The organism is Bradyrhizobium cosmicum, assembly GCF_032290525.1.
Classification (GTDB): domain Bacteria; phylum Pseudomonadota; class Alphaproteobacteria; order Rhizobiales; family Xanthobacteraceae; genus Bradyrhizobium; species Bradyrhizobium cosmicum_A.
The window spans coordinates 219,695-234,301 of the sequence record NZ_JASXTA010000012.1 but is presented as its reverse complement, the minus strand read 5'-3'; the positions used below and the strand labels follow the sequence as shown (position 1 = coordinate 234,301).

Genomic DNA, 14,607 nt, shown 5'->3' with positions numbered 1-14,607 from the left:
GGCGGGCGCAATAGGTTGGTGGCAGCAGTGTGACGCTCGCGTGGCCTTGCGCGGGGCTTGCGCGCAATCCCCAGATAAACCCTGTCCGTACTCGCACAGGCTTCCGCTTCGCGCGCGACTCTGATTCGATCCTTCGCACTCAAGTCCGGGAGGGAACGAATGTCCTACACGATCGGGTTTCAGGCCAAGAACCAGAAGGCAGTTCTGGCGACCGAGGCGGCAACAGCCAATCAGGCCGTCGCCATCATTGCCGCGCTGCGGCAAAGTGCCGACGAGATCAAGTTCATCCGCTCGCCCCAGGAAGGCGAGATGGGCATCGAGATGCTGTTGCTGCTCGCCAAGGAAGAGGCTGAGGAGATGCCGCAGCGGGCCTAACCCGCCGCCACGTCCACACTTCGACCAGAAGCGAAGCATGCCGGCTGCAATATCATGTAGCAAGGCGGCACTCCTGCTCGAACCGAAGGTGGCCGCCCATGAAAGGCGAAATGAAACGCGAAGCACTCCGCGTCGAACCGATCTCGTCCTTTCTCGACCGTGTGAAGGCGCCGACCTCGCCGGTGACGCGCGCCGGCAACATGATCTTCGTCGCCGGCCTGCCGCCCTTCGACCCCAAGACGGGCGAGATCGCGGAAGTGCCGATCGAGCGGCAGAGCGAGCTCATCATGGAGCAAATGAAGCTGTGCCTGGAAACCGCGGGCGCGTCGCTGGATAACGTCATGAAGTGCAACGTCTACTGCACCTCGACGAAACATTTCTCCGCGTTTAATACGGTCTATGCGCGCTATTTCCCCAAGGATCCGCCGGCGCGGATCTTCGTCTGCACGCCGGAATGGTTCGGCCCCTTCGACGTCGAGATCGACTGCATCGCGATGATGTGACGTTAGCGCGCCGCCATCTTTGACGGCGCGTTCGTCTCTGTCCGTCCCGCCGTCAGCGCCATCGTCGCGACGCTGACCACGCGCGCGACCACGTCTTCGACGTCGTCGAGGTCGCATTTGCCTTCCGACAGTTTCGTCAGCCGTTCGCTCTCGCGGATGGTGTGGTGCGCCATGGCGAGTGCGAAGTTCAGGCCCCAATAGATATCGACATCGCTGCGGTCGGGCAGGGACCGCCGCATCGCGCCGGCGAATTTCCGCAAATGGTCAATCTCGCGGTTCTTGATGCGGCGGATCGGCGGCACGGATTCGATCGAGGCGCGGATCATGAAGCGCGCCGCGGTGGAGCGCTGGTTCTCGGGACCCAGGCAGCCGCGCAAGGTCGGACCGACTAGCGCGCGCAGGATCACCTCGATCGGCGCGCGCCCGCCGCCGTTTTCTTCCGCCGCCTTCAGCTCGCGCAAGCGTTCGCGATTGGTCGCGATCGAGCGCGTGACGAACAGCTCCGCGATCAGCTCATCCTTCGAGCCGAAATGATAGTTCACTGCCGCGAGGTTGACGCCTGCCTCCGCGACGATGTCGCGCAGCGTCACGTCGCCAAAACCGCGATCGGCATAGAGCCGTTCGGCGGCGGCGAGAATGGCAGACCTCGTATGATCGCTGGCCATGGATGCCCTCAGGGAGGGAGTTGCAATTCAAACACTTGTATGAAACTATCGTTTGAAGGCCGGAGAAAGTCAATCCGCAATCGGGACTCGTTCGCAGCTGCGATCTGGTCCCCCGCGGCTCGCGAAGCGCATGCATTCGCGCTTGCAGGCGGTGCGCGGCGGGAGGACAGTCCGGCGCAAACAGTTTCGCAAAGAGAGAAACGAGGAGCGTCCCATGGATTTCGATCTGTCCCCCAAGCAGAAGGAATGGCTCGACCGCGTGCGGTCCTTCATGGCCAAGCACGTCCGTCCGGCGGTGCCTGTTTATGACCAGCAGGATCGCACCGGCGAGCGCTGGAAGGTTATTCCCGTGCTCGAGGACCTCAAGAAGAAGGCCAAGGCCGAAGGCCTCTGGAACATGTTCATGCCGCCGAACGAGCATGAAGACGATGAATTCCGCGGCGCGGGACTGACCAACCTCGAATATGCGCTGCTGTCCGAAGAGATGGGCCACATCACCTGGGCCTCGGAAGTGTTCAACTGTTCCGCGCCCGACACCGGCAACATGGAAGTGTTCATGCGCTACGGCTCCAAGGAGCAGAAGCGCAAATGGCTGCGGCCGCTGATGGAGGGCGAGATCCGCTCCGCCTTCCTGATGACGGAACCGGCGGTGGCCTCGTCGGACGCGACCAACATCGAGACCCGGATCGAGAAGGACGGCGATCACTACGTCATCAACGGCCGTAAATGGTGGTCGTCCGGCGTCGGCGATCCCCGCTGCAAGATCGCGATCCTGATGGGCAAGACCGATTTCAAGGCGGCCAAGCACCAGCAGCAGTCGCAGATCCTGGTTCCGCTCGACACTCTCGGCATCAAGGTCGAGAAGATGCTGCCGGTGTTCGGCTTCGACGACGCGCCGCACGGCCACGCCCAGGTGCTGCTCGAGAACGTGCGCGTGCCGAAGGAGAACATCCTGCTCGGCGAAGGCCGCGGCTTCGAGATCGCACAGGGCCGCCTCGGTCCCGGCCGTATCCACCACTGCATGCGCACCATCGGCAAGGCCGAGGAGGCACTGGAGAAAATGGTGAAGCGGCTCACCTCGCGCACCGCGTTCGGCAAGAAGATCGTCGAGCACTCTGTGTGGGAGCAGCGCATCGGCGAGGCCCGCACCAACATCGAGATGACGCGCCTGCTCTGCCTCAAGGCTGCCGACATGATGGACAAGGTAGGCAACAAGACCGCGCAGGCCGAGATCGCCATGATCAAGGTCGCCGCGCCCAACATGGCGCTGAAGATCATCGACGAGGCGATCCAGTCCTTTGGCGGCGCCGGTGTCTCCGATGATGCGGGCCTTGCCAAGGACTATGCCCACATCCGCACGCTGCGCCTCGCCGACGGTCCGGACGAGGTGCACAATCGCGCCATTGCAAGGCTCGAAGTTCGGAAGTATGCAAACTCTCCCAGTCATTAAGAAGGGCGGAGAGGGCGAGCGCGCTCTCCTCACCGTCATTCCGGGGCGATGCGCAGCATCGAACTATGGTGCGCAATTGCGCACCTGAGAATCTCGAGATTCCGGGTTCGCGCTTTGCGCGCCCCGGAATGACGGACAATGAAAAAAGAGGGAGCGTCACATTGGCTGACGGCGTCAGGAAAGACGAGGAGTTCTCGGGCACCAAGCCGGTCGAGGAGCGTCACCGTATCGACGAGATGCGGCTCGAAGCCTGGATGCGCGACAACGTCGAAGGCTATCAGGGCCCGCTGGTGGTCCTCCAGTTCAAGGGCGGCCAGTCCAATCCGACCTACCGGCTGGACACGCCGAACCGTTCCTACGTGATGCGCAGAAAGCCGTTCGGCAAGCTGCTGCCATCGGCGCATGCGGTCGACCGCGAATACCGCGTCATCGCAGCCCTTGGAAAGCAGGGCTTTCCGGTCGCGCGCGCCTATGCGCTGTGCCAGGACGACGGCGTCATCGGTTCGGCCTTCTACATCATGTCGATGGAAGACGGCCGGGTGTTCTGGGATCCGACGCTGCCGAGCCAGGATGCCGATGCGCGCCGGAAGATATTCACCAGCAAGATCGAGACGCTGGCAAAGCTCCACATGTTCGATCCCGTCGCGATCGGCCTCGGCGAGTTCGGCAAGCCCGGCAATTATTTCGCGCGCCAGATCGACCGCTGGACCAAGCAGTATCGCGCCTCCGAGACCCAGCACATTCCGGAGTTCGAGAAGGTCGCCGAATGGCTGCCGCGGACTGTGCCGGAACAGGCCCGCGTCTCGATCGTTCACGGCGACTACCGGCTCGACAACATGATTTTCCACGCGACGGAACCGCGCGTGCAGGCCGTGCTGGATTGGGAGCTGTCGACCCTCGGCGATCCCATGGCCGACTTCACTTATCTGTTGATGCAGTGGGTGATGCCGGGCCTCGACGGCGCCGACCTCAAGGCGCTCAACATCCCGAGCGTGGAGGAAGCCGCGCAGATCTACTGCAACGTCACCAACATGACGGTGCCAGACCTCAACTGGTATTTTGCCTACAATTTGTTCCGCCTCGCCGGCATCACCCAGGGCATCGCCGGCCGCGTCCGCGACGGCACCGCCGCCAACGCCAAGGCGCTGGAGTCAGCCAAGCGCACCGTGCCGCTGTCAAAGGCCTCGTGGGAGTACGCGCAGAAGGCGGGCGCGGTTTAAGCCGCTCTCGTGTCCCGGACGCGGTGCAGCACGAAGTGCTGCTCCGCAGAGCCGGGACCCAGTCACGTCGCCAAGGTATTCAGCTCGTCCGTAAGATCGCGCCAATCTGGATTGAGCTCTTCGATCAGCTTGAGCTTCCACGCGCGCCGCCACCGTTTCAGCGAATGCTCGCGTGCACGTGCTTCGAGGATGAACTCGAATGTTTCGAAGTAGACCAGCATTGTAACGTCGTACTGCCGCGTGAAGCCGGGGATGAGCTTGGCCTTGTGCGCCGTGATGCGTCGGGTGAGATCGTTCGTCACTCCAATGTAAAGAGTGCCATTTCGTTTGCTCGCTAAGATGTAAACGAAGTAGGGCATGGCTCCGCGATCAGCATTTTCGATTTTATCGACTTAAGATTGCACAATTGAACGAGTTCGCCAAGCACCTCTGGGTCCCGGCTCAGCGGTGCATCACTTCGTGCTGCACCGCGTCCGGGACACGAGATCGGATTTGCACGTGTACGATTTCGCCTCCGAGGGCGACCAGTGTCCCGGACGCGCTGCAACGCCTTAATCGTTGCTGCGCAGAGCCGGGATCCAGTATTTGCGAACTCGGGTCACCCCCTCACACAATGCGCGATCAGCTTCTCCACGAACCCCGCGCATTTCTCCAGCTCCGCCATCGCCACGAACTCATCCGGCGTATGCGCCTGCGCGATCGACCCCGGGCCGATCACCACCGACGGCACATCGGCCATGCTGGCGAACAAACTCGCCTCGGTGCCGAAGGCGACCTTGGCGTGGTCGTTGCGGCCCGCAAGGCTTTTGGCCAGGGTGACGATGGTCGCGTCGGCGGCGGTGTCGAGCGCGGGATAGTCGAGAATCTCCTCGAAATCGATGCCGCAGTCCGGATGCCGCGCCTTCATCGCCGGCTCGATCTCGGCCTTGGCCCAGGCGACGATCGCATCCGTCACCTCGCGCGACTCGGTGATGCCGATGCCGCGGCATTCAAAATCTACCGTGCAGGTGTCCGGCACGATGTTCAGCGCGGCGCCGCCATGCACGATGCTGGTCAGCAGCGTCGAATGCGGAACGTCGTAGAGACTGTCGGTCGCACGCACGGCTGCGAGTGCGACAGCGCGGCGGCGGATCTCGACGATCAGCTCGGCGGCATATTCGATCGCGTTGACGCCGTCGGGCGCGATCGAGGAATGGCGCGCGAGCCCCCGGAAGGTCGCGCGGACGCCGTGCTTGCCCTTGTGGCCGATGATGACTTTCATCTCCGTCGGCTCGCCGATAAAGGCGCCGAGCGGTTGGATCGGTTTCTTTGCGACCTCGCGCAGCATCGGCCGGACGCCGACGCAGCCGATCTCCTCGTCATAAGAAATCGCCAGATGAATCGGCGTTGCCAGCTTCGCCTCCAGCATCTCCGGCACCATGGCGAGGCACACTGCGACAAAACCCTTCATGTCGGTGGTGCCGCGGCCATAAAGCTTGCCGTCGCGCTCGACCAGCTTGAACGGATCGTGGCTCCAGTCCTGGCCGATAACAGGCACGACATCGGTGTGGCCCGACAGCACGAACCCCGGGCGATCCTCCGGCCCGATCGTGACCCAGAGCGAAGCCTTCTGCTTGGTGTCGTCGGTGATGCGCTCACCCTTGATGCCGAGCGCGGCGAGATAGTTTTCGATATGCGCGATCAGGGGCAGGTTGCTGCGGTCGCTGACGGTGTCGAAGCCGACGAGGTCGGCGAGGAGCTTGCGAATCCGGTCGGGTCTTGAGCTTGGCATTGTCACGTTCTTGTCAGGAGAAGAAGGAGGCTAGGTCGCCTGCATGAACCATACCAACGTGGCGGTCCGATGGGCAAATCAACACAAATCCGTAGTCCGTAGCCCGCTTCGTCCGGGCTACAAGATATCGCGTTGCCCGACGGGCAAAACACCCATTTGCCGGTCAATGCGCGACGCCAAAAATATTCGCCTTTACAGAAATTCGGAATAGGCGGATATTGCGCGCAACCCGGCCCAAGGAAGAGGGGCGTATCGCGATCGTCACGAACGCGGGTCGGACGGCGGTGGACGCAGGCCACATCGGCGCGAAGGGTTTCGCAGGGCGGGGAACCGTGAGCGAGGACGTCGCGCGCACGACCGGTGTGATCGGCGTACGGCAAAATCGTGTGGTCCTGACGCCCGGGGTCTGTGCGTCAAGTCTTGCGGTGATGTGGCGGCCCGACCGGGCCCGCGCATCAGTCATCTGCACGGCAACGGGGGCAATAGTGCATCGCTCCCCGGGGAGATCACGACATAAGCCGTAAAGCCACTGCGCAGGGAAGGCCGGATGTTTTGGCTACACCTGTATGCCGCTGTGCAAATTTTTCGACTGCAACGTCGCACAGTGGACCGCGGGTGCCAGCCGGCACCCGGTCTTCCCTGCGCCCTCTTTCATTTGAGGGTGAAGCGACGAAGCAAAGCTCGGGCGAAACAAGCCGCGAGGATGCGAGCCCATGTCAGTCGTTCAACAACACTCTCGTGCCCCGGACGCTGCGCAGCACGAAGTGATGCGCTGCAGAGCCGGGGCCCATGCAGCAGCGGGTGCCGTGGCCTGCTGGGTCCCGGCTCTGCGCCGCAACGCCATAGCGGGTCGAAGACGCGCGTCAACGCGCTTATGAGCGTTGCACCGCGTCCGGGACACGAGAGTGCGCGTGCTAAACTGGCTTGCCCGTATACGGCATCGACGCCGTCAGGCCGCCGTCCACGGGGAACGCCTGGCCGTTGACATACGAGGCCTCGTCGCTCGCCAAAAACAGTCCCATCGCCCCGAGCTCGTGCGGCTGGCCGGGACGCTTCAACGGGTTGAGCTGGCCGATCTTGTCCTGGGTGCCGCGCTCCTTGGCGCGGTCGAAGATCGGCTTGGTCATGCCGGTCTCGATCAGGCCGGGACACACGGCGTTGATGCGCACGTTGGTGCCGGTGAGCGAATAGGCCGTGGTCTGCACCAGGCTGATGACGCCGGCCTTGCTCGCCGCGTACGGATGTCCGCTGGCGCCGGCCTTGAGGCCTGCGACGGACGCGGTCAGCACGATCGCGCCGGACTGCTGCTTCACCATGTGCGGCATCGCGTGCTTCACCGCGAGAAACGGACCGATCAGGTTGACGCGCAAAACCTCCTGCCAATGCTCTACGGTCTGCTCGCCGAGCGGAACGAGCCCGCCGCTGACGCCGGCATTGGCCCAGATCACGTCGAGCCGGCCGTGCGTCTTCACCGCCTTGTCGATGACGGCCATGACGTCTGTCTCCGAGCCCGCGTCCGCGATCATCGCTTCCGCGATGCCGCCGGCCTTCTTCACCTCGTCGACGGTTTCCTTCACCGCCTCGGTGCGGTCGACCGCGATCAGCTTTGCGCCTTCCTTGGTGAACAGCAGTGCTGCGGCGCGGCCGATGCCGCTGCCGGCGCCGGTGATGATGACGGATTTGCCTTGCAGGCGGCCCATGCGTTTCTCCCTTTGTATGTGCGCGACGCTTGCCGCGCGACGGAATTTCAAACAGAATTTGAAACGGTAAAGTGTCTTGAGACACGTTCATACCTGACGTACAGCGACATCAAACGGGATGGAAGGGTTTCGATGGCAGGCGCAGACAAGCCCAATGTGGTCACGACACGCTGGTGGTGGGTCCGTCACGCACCGGTGCGCAATGACGGCGGCAATATCTACGGACAGTCCGACATCGCCTGCGACACCACCGACACCTATGTCTTCAATGCTGTTGCCAAGGTGCTGCCACGCAAGGCGGTCTGGTATTCGAGCAATCTGATGCGCACACACCAGACCGCCGAAGCGATCTGGGCGACCGGCTTCCCGCGGCCTGCATCCATGAAGTGGGAGCCGGACCTTGCCGAACAGAATCTCGGCCGCTGGCAGGGCATGAACCGTGCCCAGTTCATCGCCAGCCGTTCCGTCGGCACGAATTGGTTCGCCGACATCAACGAGCCCGCACCCGGCGGCGAAAGCTTCATGGATCTCTACAACCGCGCGCGCCGCGTCATCGATCGGATCAACGTCGAGGCGGCAGGCCAGGACGTGATCGCGGTCGCCCATGGCGGCACCATCAAGGCAGCGATCGGGCTCGCGCTCGACGGTCAGGTGGAGAAGGCGCTGTCGTTCGACATCGACAATTGCTCGATCACGCGGCTCGATTATTTCTCAAGCGCCGAACGCACGGTGTGGAGGCTGCCGATGGTGAACCAGCAGCCGTGGATCGCGGACGATGCGCATGCGGCAATGCACCAGCCGGCGGGTCCGGAAGTCAAGAAGCTCGCGTGACTGAGCCGTCATTCCGGGACGGTCCGCAGGACCGGACCCGGAATCTCGAGATTCCAGGTTCGGCTTCGCCGCCCCGGAATGACAATGAACACGAAGATCAATCTGGGAGAGAAACATGACCTTGTTCGACATGAAGGGGAAAGTCGCCGTCATCACCGGATCGACGCGCGGCATCGGGCTTGCGATCGCCGAGCGCATGGCCGAGCACGGCGCCAAGGTGGTGATCTCCTCACGTAAGGCGGATGTCTGCGAAGAAGTTGCCAAGGGCATCAACGAGAAGTTCGGCAAGGGCACCGCGGTCGCGGTCGCCGCCAACATCTCGTCCAAGGAGAATCTGCAAAACCTCGTCGACGAGAGCAACCGCGCCTTCGGCAAGATCGACGTGCTGGTCTGCAACGCCGCGTCGAACCCGTATTACGGTCCGCTCGCCGGCATCTCCGACGATCAGTTCCGAAAGATTCTCGACAACAACATCGTCGCGAACAACTGGCTGATCTCGATGGTGGTGCCGCAGATGATCGAGCGCAAGGACGGTTCGGTCATCATCGTGTCCTCGATCGGCGGCCTGAAGGGTTCGACCATCCTCGGCGCCTACGCCATCTCGAAGGCCGCCGACATGCAGCTCGCGCGCAACTTGGCTTGCGAATACGGCAAGCACAATATCCGGGTGAACTGCATCGCGCCCGGCCTGATCAAGACCGATTTTGCCAAGGCGCTGTGGGACAATCCGGAGAATTTGAAAGCGTCAACCTCGCGCTCGCCGCTGCTGCGCATCGGCATCCCCGACGAGATCGCCGGCGCCGCGGTGTTTCTGGGGTCGAAGGCCGGGGACTTCATGACCGGCCAGACCATGGTGATCGACGGCGGGGCTACGATCAGCTGAGCTCGCGCACGGATAGGGAAGATGGTGGGCGCCAGTCTGGCGCGGAACCAACCACTTCCCGGCCCGTTGGTCCTCGCATCGTCGTCACGGCGCGGCAGGCGAGGGCCGGAAGCGAGACAGATGATCCCTACGGTGATCAAGCCGCAATCTCCCGACGACGTCTCCGCGATGGTTGTCACGGTAGGCGCTGCCATCCTCAGCATCATCATCGTCGCCGCTCTTTATCTGGGCCGGGAAATCTTCGTTCCGGTCGCGCTCGCCATTCTGCTGAGCTTCGTCCTCGCCGCTCCCGTCAGGTTGATGCAGCGTCTTCACGCTCCGCGCGCGCTGGCGGTTGTGGGCGTCGTGATGTTTGCCTTCGCGATCATTTTCGCCCTGGGAAGCGTGATCGCGACGCAGCTCAATGGCCTGGCCGGCGATCTGCCCAAGTACCAAACGACGATCCTGTCCAAGATCCAATCGGTGCGTGGCGTGGCAGGCAGCAGTTCTACGCTCGAGCGTGCCGCAGAGATGCTTCAGGACCTTGGCAAGGAGCTGGACAAGCCCAAATCGGTCGCGCCCGCCAATCCGCTGACTTCCGGCACCCTGGCCCATTCCGGCGTCAAGCCGGTTCCGGTGGAGGTCTTGCAGCCTGATCCCGGCGCGCTGGAGAGCCTGCGCTCGCTGATCGCGCCCCTGGTGTCGCCGCTGGCAACGACCGGGATCATCGTCATCTTCGTGATCTTCATCCTGATTCAACGCGAAGATCTTCGAAACCGTCTGATCAGGCTGGCCGGCTCACACGATCTGCAGCGCACGACAGCGGCACTCGACGACGCAGCGGCGCGCCTGAGCCGGCTTTTCCTCAATCAGCTGATGCTCAACACGGGTTTTGGCGTGCTGATTGGTACCGGCCTTTGGCTGATTGGGATTCCCAGCGCGGCGCTGTGGGGCATTCTTGCGGCCGTGCTGCGCTTTGTACCCTATATTGGCTCGATCATAGCCGCCGCGTTTCCGCTCGCGCTCGCGGTCGCAGTCGATCCGGGCTGGTGGATGCTGGTGTGGACCGCAGCGCTATTCTTCGTCATGGAACCGCTGGTCGGGCAAGTGGTCGAACCTCTGTTGTACGGTCGCACCACTGGCCTTTCGCCCGTGGCAGTCGTCGTCTCCGCGACCTTCTGGACGGCGTTGTGGGGACCGATCGGGCTCGTGCTGGCCACGCCTCTCACCGTCTGTCTGGTCGTGCTGGGCCGCCACGTTGAAAGGCTGTCCTTCCTGGACGTCATGTTCGGCGATCGCCCCGCGCTCTCGCCTCCAGAGATTTTCTATCAACGCATGCTGGCCGGGGACCCGACCGAAGCCGCCGAGAAGGCCGAGCAATTTCTCAAGGAGAGGTCACTCGCGGCCTATTACGATGAAGTGGCGCTCAAGGGTATGCAACTGGCCCAGTCGGACCTTGACCGCGCTGCTCTGGACCAGACGAGGCTCGCCCGCATTCGCGACACCGTGGTCGAATTCGTCGATGATCTCTCGGACCAGGACGATGGCCGTCCTGTCGGAAATGAGCGGACCGTGGACGCCGAAGCGGTCGATGCCGTTGAAACCGTTGCGCCAGCCAATGACCAGCCGGACGTCCCTGTGCTCGATGCAGCGGCCCTCGGCGAGCGATTTCGCGGCGAAAATGCCGTGCTCTGCATCGGAGGCCGAACCATGCTCGATGAGGCCGGGGCCATCATGTTCTCACATCTGTGCCGCGCGCATGGCGTCGGCAGCCGTGTCGAAGGACCGGCGGCCTTGTCCACTGGCAATATTTTCCGACTTGAAACGTCAGGCGTGGCTTTGGTCTGTTTGAGTTATATCGGCATCACGAGCCCGGCGCATCTGCGCTACGCGGTGCGCCGGCTTCGCCGCAAGCTGCCGCAGGCATCCATCATGGTTGGATGCTGGGCGGAGGGCGTCGCAAACATCGACGAGTTGCGTGAGACGGCGAAGGCCGATCTGTTTGCCACCTCGCTGCGCGAGGCGGCGCAAATCGTCGTCTCCATGGCACAAGGCCAAGATGGCTCCGCGCCGCCTTTCGCAGAGCCTGCGTTGTTGGCGCGTGCCTGAAAAGCTATTCAACCGCCGCGTAAACCAGATCCCGCACCAAGGTCCGCGTGAAGTCGCGCTGGCCCGGGCCCTGGCTCATGAACACCGTGAACAGATCCTCCTTGGGATCGATCCAGAAGAACGTCCCGGCAATGCCGCTCCAGAAATACTGGCCGACGCTGCCTGGGAACGGCGCGATACCGGCTTCGCGGCGGACCGCGAAGCCGAGACCAAAGCCGTGGCCTGGCGAGAGCAGCGTGCCGTTGGTCACGACATCAGGCCCCAGGTGATCGGACGCCATCAGCTCCAGCGTCTTGCGGCCGATGATCCTGTTGCCGTCAAGCGTGCCGCCATTGCGCAGCATCAGGCAGAAGCGGGCGTAATCCATCGTGGTCGAGACCAGACCGCCGCCGCCCGACTCCATGATCGGCTGCTCGATCATGTTGAACAGCGCGACCTTGTCGCCGGTCCAGGGATCGGCCGCGAACGGCTCGGCGAGCCTGTTGGCATTGGCCTCTGAGGTCGAGAAGCCCGTCTCGGTCATCTGAAGCGGCGCGAGGATGCGCTCGGTGAGGTACGCGGCGAGCGACTTGCCGCTGACGACCTCGATGATGCGCCCGAGAATGTCGGTGGAGCGGCTGTAGTTGAACTCGTCGCCGGGATGGCAGACGAGGGGGAAGCTCGCCACCAGCGCAGCGTGCTCGGCATTGGTGATCTTGCGGCTGCGGACGCGGGACTCCTGGTAGAGCTTGTGCACGGGGCCGTCGCCCTGGTGCTCGTAAGTCAGGCCAGAGGTGTGGCGGAGCAGGTCCTGCACCGTCATCGGCCGCTTCGGTGGAACCAGCTCCAGCCCGCCGCCGCTGACCACGCCGACCTTCTGGTCGGCGAACTCCGGAATGAACTTGGCGACGGGATCGCCGAGCAGGAGATGGCCGTCCTCGACCAGCGCCATGATGCCGACCGACACGATCGGCTTGGTCATCGAGAAGATCCGGAAGATCGAATCAAGCGCCATCGGCGTGGGGCCCGCCGGGCTCTGCTTGCCGAGCGCCTCGAACCAGCCGACCTGGCCGCGCCGCGCCACCAGCACGGTCATCCCGGGAACGGTTCCCTTGTCGATCTCGCGCTTGAAAGCATCCGACATCGCCTGGAGGCGGAGCCGCGACAGGCCGAGCGTTTCTGGCGTGGCCTCGGGCAGGGGCGGGGTCGCGGGGCTGTTGGCGGGCTTGGCGGCGGTTTGAGCGGTCATGGGCACTCCCGGTTGCTTTTCATTATTCGGAGCGGAGAGTGGCCCAGAAAGTGCGGCACAAACAAGCGAAGCCGGCGCGCTTCACCCTTGCAATCCGTCCTTGCAAACCAGCCGTCCCCTGTGCTTGAAAGCGCCCCTGATCCGCGCGGTGACGTGAGGGTCCGTAGGAGTGTAGCTCAATTGGTAGAGCACCGGTCTCCAAAACCGGGGGTCGCAGGTTCGAGCCCTGCCACTCCTGCCAGCTATCCCAGACGATCAGGATCAACAGGCAGGACAGCGCCGAGCAAAAGCTCGGACCGAGGGTCATGAGGACCGGGTAAGCCCTTGATCCCGATCGGGTCCGTTGGCCACAGTCGCGGGTACCCCGGCCCGGTCACACCTTGACCTTTGGCCCCATCCGCAGTATCTACCCCGCACTCGCAGCCGGCCCGTTAGACGCGGATCTCCGGCGCGGCTTTGAAATCCCCGAACAATCGAGCCCGGTTTCCGGCTCATCCTTCGAGACAGAGGGCTGGGCCAACGGCGGCTGTTCGGGTCCCTGAAATTCATTCGCGTCTGGCGACGGACGTTGGACATCAAACGATGGCAGTCAGCCCGTTCAAGTTCTTGCAGGAAGTCCGCTCGGAGACCGCCAAGGTCACCTGGCCGACCCGTCGTGAGACCACGATCACCACCATCATGGTGTTCGTCATGGTCGCCGTGGCCTCGATCTTCTTCTTCGCCGCCGACCAGATCATCCGCGTCCTCATCACCTTCCTTTTGGGCATTCACTGATGGCTACAGCCGCTGCAACCCAATCGTCCGACAAGCGCTGGTACATCGTCCACGCCTATTCGAACTTCGAGAAGAAGGTCGCCGAATCGATCCGCGAGCAGGCCAAGCAGCGCGGGCTCGAGGAGCTGTTCGAGCTGGTGCTGGTTCCGACCGAGAAGGTCACGGAAGTGCGCCGCGGCCGCAAGATCGACGCCGAACGCAAGTTCTTCCCGGGCTACGTGCTGGTGAAGATGAAGCTGACCGACGAGGCGTTTCATCTGATCAAGAATACGCCGAAGGTGACGGGCTTCCTCGGCGCCGAGAACAAGCCGATGCCGATCTCTGAATCGGAGGCCATGCGGATCCTGCACCAGGTGCAGGAGGGCGTGGAGCGGCCGAAGGCGTCGGTGTCGTTCGAGATCGGCGAGAACGTGCGCGTGGCCGACGGCCCATTTGCCTCGTTCTCGGGTGTGGTCGAGGAAATCGACGAGGCGCGCTCGCGCGTGAAGGTCGCGGTGTCGATCTTCGGCCGCGCTACGCCGGTCGAGCTGGAATTCGGTCAGGTCGAGAAGGTCTGATCGAGACGCGGGAAGCGAAGCTTCGCGCGAAAATAGGCTGTGGGAGGAAGAGGGCGGTCGCCAGCCGCGCTCGATCCCAACCACGGAACCTGAAACCGCCGGCAATCGCCGGCACAACAGGAGTGATACATGGCAAAGAAAGTGACCGGATACCTGAAGCTTCAGGTCCCGGCCGGTGCGGCGAATCCCTCGCCCCCGATCGGTCCCGCGCTTGGTCAGCGCGGTCTCAACATCATGGAGTTCTGCAAGGCGTTCAACGCCCAGACCCAGAAGGAAGAGAAGAACACCCCGATTCCCGTCGTGATCACGATCTACGCCGATCGTTCGTTCACGTTCGAGATGAAGACCCCCCCGATGTCCTTCTTCCTCAAGCAGGCCGCCAAAATCCAGTCCGGCTCCAAGGCGCCGGGCCGCGACAAGGCCGGCGCGGTGACCAAGGCGCAGGTGCGCGAGATCGCCGAGAAGAAGATGAAGGATCTCAATTGTGATTCCATCGAATCGGCCATGAAGATGGTCGAGGGCTCTGCCCGTTCGATGGGTCTGGAAGTGGCGGGGTAAGCGG

General features: G+C 63.1%; 15 protein-coding genes and 1 tRNA gene. 11 read left to right on the top strand and 5 right to left on the bottom strand.

Annotation, left to right across the window (positions count from 1 at the left end):
* Positions 1-159: 159 nt before the first annotated feature.
* Together QSV46_RS22615 and QSV46_RS22610 are read left to right on the top strand one after the other, a co-directional pair.
* Positions 160-375: a hypothetical protein gene (locus QSV46_RS22615; protein WP_092192602.1), complete on the top strand. Its 216-nt coding sequence runs from the start codon at positions 160-162 to the stop codon at positions 373-375.
* A gap of 110 nt (positions 376-485) precedes the next feature.
* Positions 486-878 carry a RidA family protein gene (locus QSV46_RS22610; RefSeq protein ID WP_314956924.1) on the top strand — a complete coding sequence of 131 codons (393 nt, stop codon included), beginning with the start codon at positions 486-488 and terminating at the stop codon, positions 876-878.
* Between the two features lie 2 nt (positions 879-880).
* Here QSV46_RS22610 and QSV46_RS22605 read toward each other — a convergent pair whose 3' ends face one another.
* Positions 881-1,543: a TetR/AcrR family transcriptional regulator gene (locus QSV46_RS22605; protein WP_314956922.1), complete on the bottom strand. Its 663-nt coding sequence runs from the start codon at positions 1,541-1,543 to the stop codon at positions 881-883.
* Between the two features lie 214 nt (positions 1,544-1,757).
* Here QSV46_RS22605 and QSV46_RS22600 point away from each other — a divergent pair, with 214 nt between their 5' ends.
* Positions 1,758-2,993 (top strand): acyl-CoA dehydrogenase family protein, encoded by a 1,236-nt coding sequence (locus tag QSV46_RS22600; protein ID WP_314956920.1) that lies wholly within the window; start codon positions 1,758-1,760, stop codon positions 2,991-2,993.
* Between the two features lie 161 nt (positions 2,994-3,154).
* On the top strand, positions 3,155-4,213 hold the full coding sequence (locus QSV46_RS22595; protein WP_314956918.1) for a phosphotransferase family protein: 1,059 nt from the start codon (positions 3,155-3,157) through the stop codon (positions 4,211-4,213).
* Positions 4,214-4,275: 62 nt separating this feature from the next.
* Here the strand turns inward: QSV46_RS22595 and QSV46_RS22590 are convergent, their stop codons facing one another.
* The 3 genes from QSV46_RS22590 to QSV46_RS22580 form a co-directional block, all read right to left on the bottom strand.
* Complete coding sequence (locus QSV46_RS22590; protein WP_314956916.1) at positions 4,276-4,572, bottom strand: GIY-YIG nuclease family protein; 297 nt, start codon at positions 4,570-4,572, stop codon at positions 4,276-4,278.
* A 239-nt stretch (positions 4,573-4,811) separates the two neighbouring features.
* Entirely contained in the window at positions 4,812-5,984 is a 1,173-nt protein-coding gene (gene argE, locus QSV46_RS22585; RefSeq protein ID WP_314956914.1) for an acetylornithine deacetylase, read from the bottom strand.
* A gap of 914 nt (positions 5,985-6,898) precedes the next feature.
* Positions 6,899-7,684 (bottom strand): SDR family oxidoreductase, encoded by a 786-nt coding sequence (locus QSV46_RS22580; protein ID WP_314956912.1) that lies wholly within the window; start codon positions 7,682-7,684, stop codon positions 6,899-6,901.
* 132 nt (positions 7,685-7,816) lie between these two features.
* Here QSV46_RS22580 and QSV46_RS22575 point away from each other — a divergent pair, with 132 nt between their 5' ends.
* From QSV46_RS22575 to QSV46_RS22565, 3 genes are all read left to right on the top strand, one after another.
* Positions 7,817-8,515 carry a histidine phosphatase family protein gene (locus tag QSV46_RS22575; RefSeq protein WP_314956910.1) on the top strand — a complete coding sequence of 233 codons (699 nt, stop codon included), beginning with the start codon at positions 7,817-7,819 and terminating at the stop codon, positions 8,513-8,515.
* 115 nt (positions 8,516-8,630) lie between these two features.
* Complete coding sequence (locus tag QSV46_RS22570; RefSeq protein WP_314956908.1) at positions 8,631-9,398, top strand: SDR family oxidoreductase; 768 nt, start codon at positions 8,631-8,633, stop codon at positions 9,396-9,398.
* A 120-nt stretch (positions 9,399-9,518) separates the two neighbouring features.
* Positions 9,519-11,486: an AI-2E family transporter gene (locus QSV46_RS22565; RefSeq protein ID WP_314956906.1), complete on the top strand. Its 1,968-nt coding sequence runs from the start codon at positions 9,519-9,521 to the stop codon at positions 11,484-11,486.
* A 4-nt stretch (positions 11,487-11,490) separates the two neighbouring features.
* Here QSV46_RS22565 and QSV46_RS22560 read toward each other — a convergent pair whose 3' ends face one another.
* On the bottom strand, positions 11,491-12,714 hold the full coding sequence (locus tag QSV46_RS22560; protein ID WP_314956904.1) for a serine hydrolase domain-containing protein: 1,224 nt from the start codon (positions 12,712-12,714) through the stop codon (positions 11,491-11,493).
* 165 nt (positions 12,715-12,879) lie between these two features.
* Here QSV46_RS22560 and QSV46_RS22555 point away from each other — a divergent pair.
* The 4 genes from QSV46_RS22555 to rplK all read left to right on the top strand — a co-directional run bounded on the left by QSV46_RS22555 (position 12,880) and on the right by rplK (position 14,603).
* Positions 12,880-12,955 (top strand) — tRNA-Trp (locus tag QSV46_RS22555).
* Between the two features lie 341 nt (positions 12,956-13,296).
* Entirely contained in the window at positions 13,297-13,488 is a 192-nt protein-coding gene (secE, locus tag QSV46_RS22550) for a preprotein translocase subunit SecE (protein ID WP_007602984.1), read from the top strand.
* Positions 13,488-14,045: a transcription termination/antitermination protein NusG gene (gene nusG, locus QSV46_RS22545; RefSeq protein ID WP_015685389.1), complete on the top strand. Its 558-nt coding sequence runs from the start codon at positions 13,488-13,490 to the stop codon at positions 14,043-14,045. The genes secE and nusG overlap by 1 nt, the downstream gene beginning before the upstream one ends.
* Positions 14,046-14,174: 129 nt before the next feature.
* Positions 14,175-14,603 carry a 50S ribosomal protein L11 gene (gene rplK, locus QSV46_RS22540; protein WP_007602986.1) on the top strand — a complete coding sequence of 143 codons (429 nt, stop codon included), beginning with the start codon at positions 14,175-14,177 and terminating at the stop codon, positions 14,601-14,603.
* The last annotated feature ends 4 nt before the right edge of the window (positions 14,604-14,607 follow it).

Excerpts from the sequence above, each read along its gene's own strand:
- QSV46_RS22615 (WP_092192602.1), top strand. The coding sequence starts at position 160 with ATGTCCTACACGATCGGGTTTCAGGCCAAGAACCAGAAGGCAGTTCTG.
- QSV46_RS22610 (WP_314956924.1), top strand. The coding sequence starts at position 486 with ATGAAACGCGAAGCACTCCGCGTCGAACCGATCTCGTCCTTTCTCGAC.
- QSV46_RS22605 (WP_314956922.1), bottom strand. The coding sequence starts at position 1,543 with ATGGCCAGCGATCATACGAGGTCTGCCATTCTCGCCGCCGCCGAACGG.
- QSV46_RS22600 (WP_314956920.1), top strand. The coding sequence starts at position 1,758 with ATGGATTTCGATCTGTCCCCCAAGCAGAAGGAATGGCTCGACCGCGTG.
- QSV46_RS22590 (WP_314956916.1), bottom strand. The coding sequence starts at position 4,572 with ATGCCCTACTTCGTTTACATCTTAGCGAGCAAACGAAATGGCACTCTT.
- argE (WP_314956914.1), bottom strand. The coding sequence starts at position 5,984 with ATGCCAAGCTCAAGACCCGACCGGATTCGCAAGCTCCTCGCCGACCTC.
- QSV46_RS22580 (WP_314956912.1), bottom strand. The coding sequence starts at position 7,684 with ATGGGCCGCCTGCAAGGCAAATCCGTCATCATCACCGGCGCCGGCAGC.
- QSV46_RS22575 (WP_314956910.1), top strand. The coding sequence starts at position 7,817 with ATGGCAGGCGCAGACAAGCCCAATGTGGTCACGACACGCTGGTGGTGG.
- QSV46_RS22570 (WP_314956908.1), top strand. The coding sequence starts at position 8,631 with ATGACCTTGTTCGACATGAAGGGGAAAGTCGCCGTCATCACCGGATCG.
- QSV46_RS22565 (WP_314956906.1), top strand. The coding sequence starts at position 9,519 with ATGATCCCTACGGTGATCAAGCCGCAATCTCCCGACGACGTCTCCGCG.
- QSV46_RS22560 (WP_314956904.1), bottom strand. The coding sequence starts at position 12,714 with ATGACCGCTCAAACCGCCGCCAAGCCCGCCAACAGCCCCGCGACCCCG.
- secE (WP_007602984.1), top strand. The coding sequence starts at position 13,297 with ATGGCAGTCAGCCCGTTCAAGTTCTTGCAGGAAGTCCGCTCGGAGACC.
- nusG (WP_015685389.1), top strand. The coding sequence starts at position 13,488 with ATGGCTACAGCCGCTGCAACCCAATCGTCCGACAAGCGCTGGTACATC.
- rplK (WP_007602986.1), top strand. The coding sequence starts at position 14,175 with ATGGCAAAGAAAGTGACCGGATACCTGAAGCTTCAGGTCCCGGCCGGT.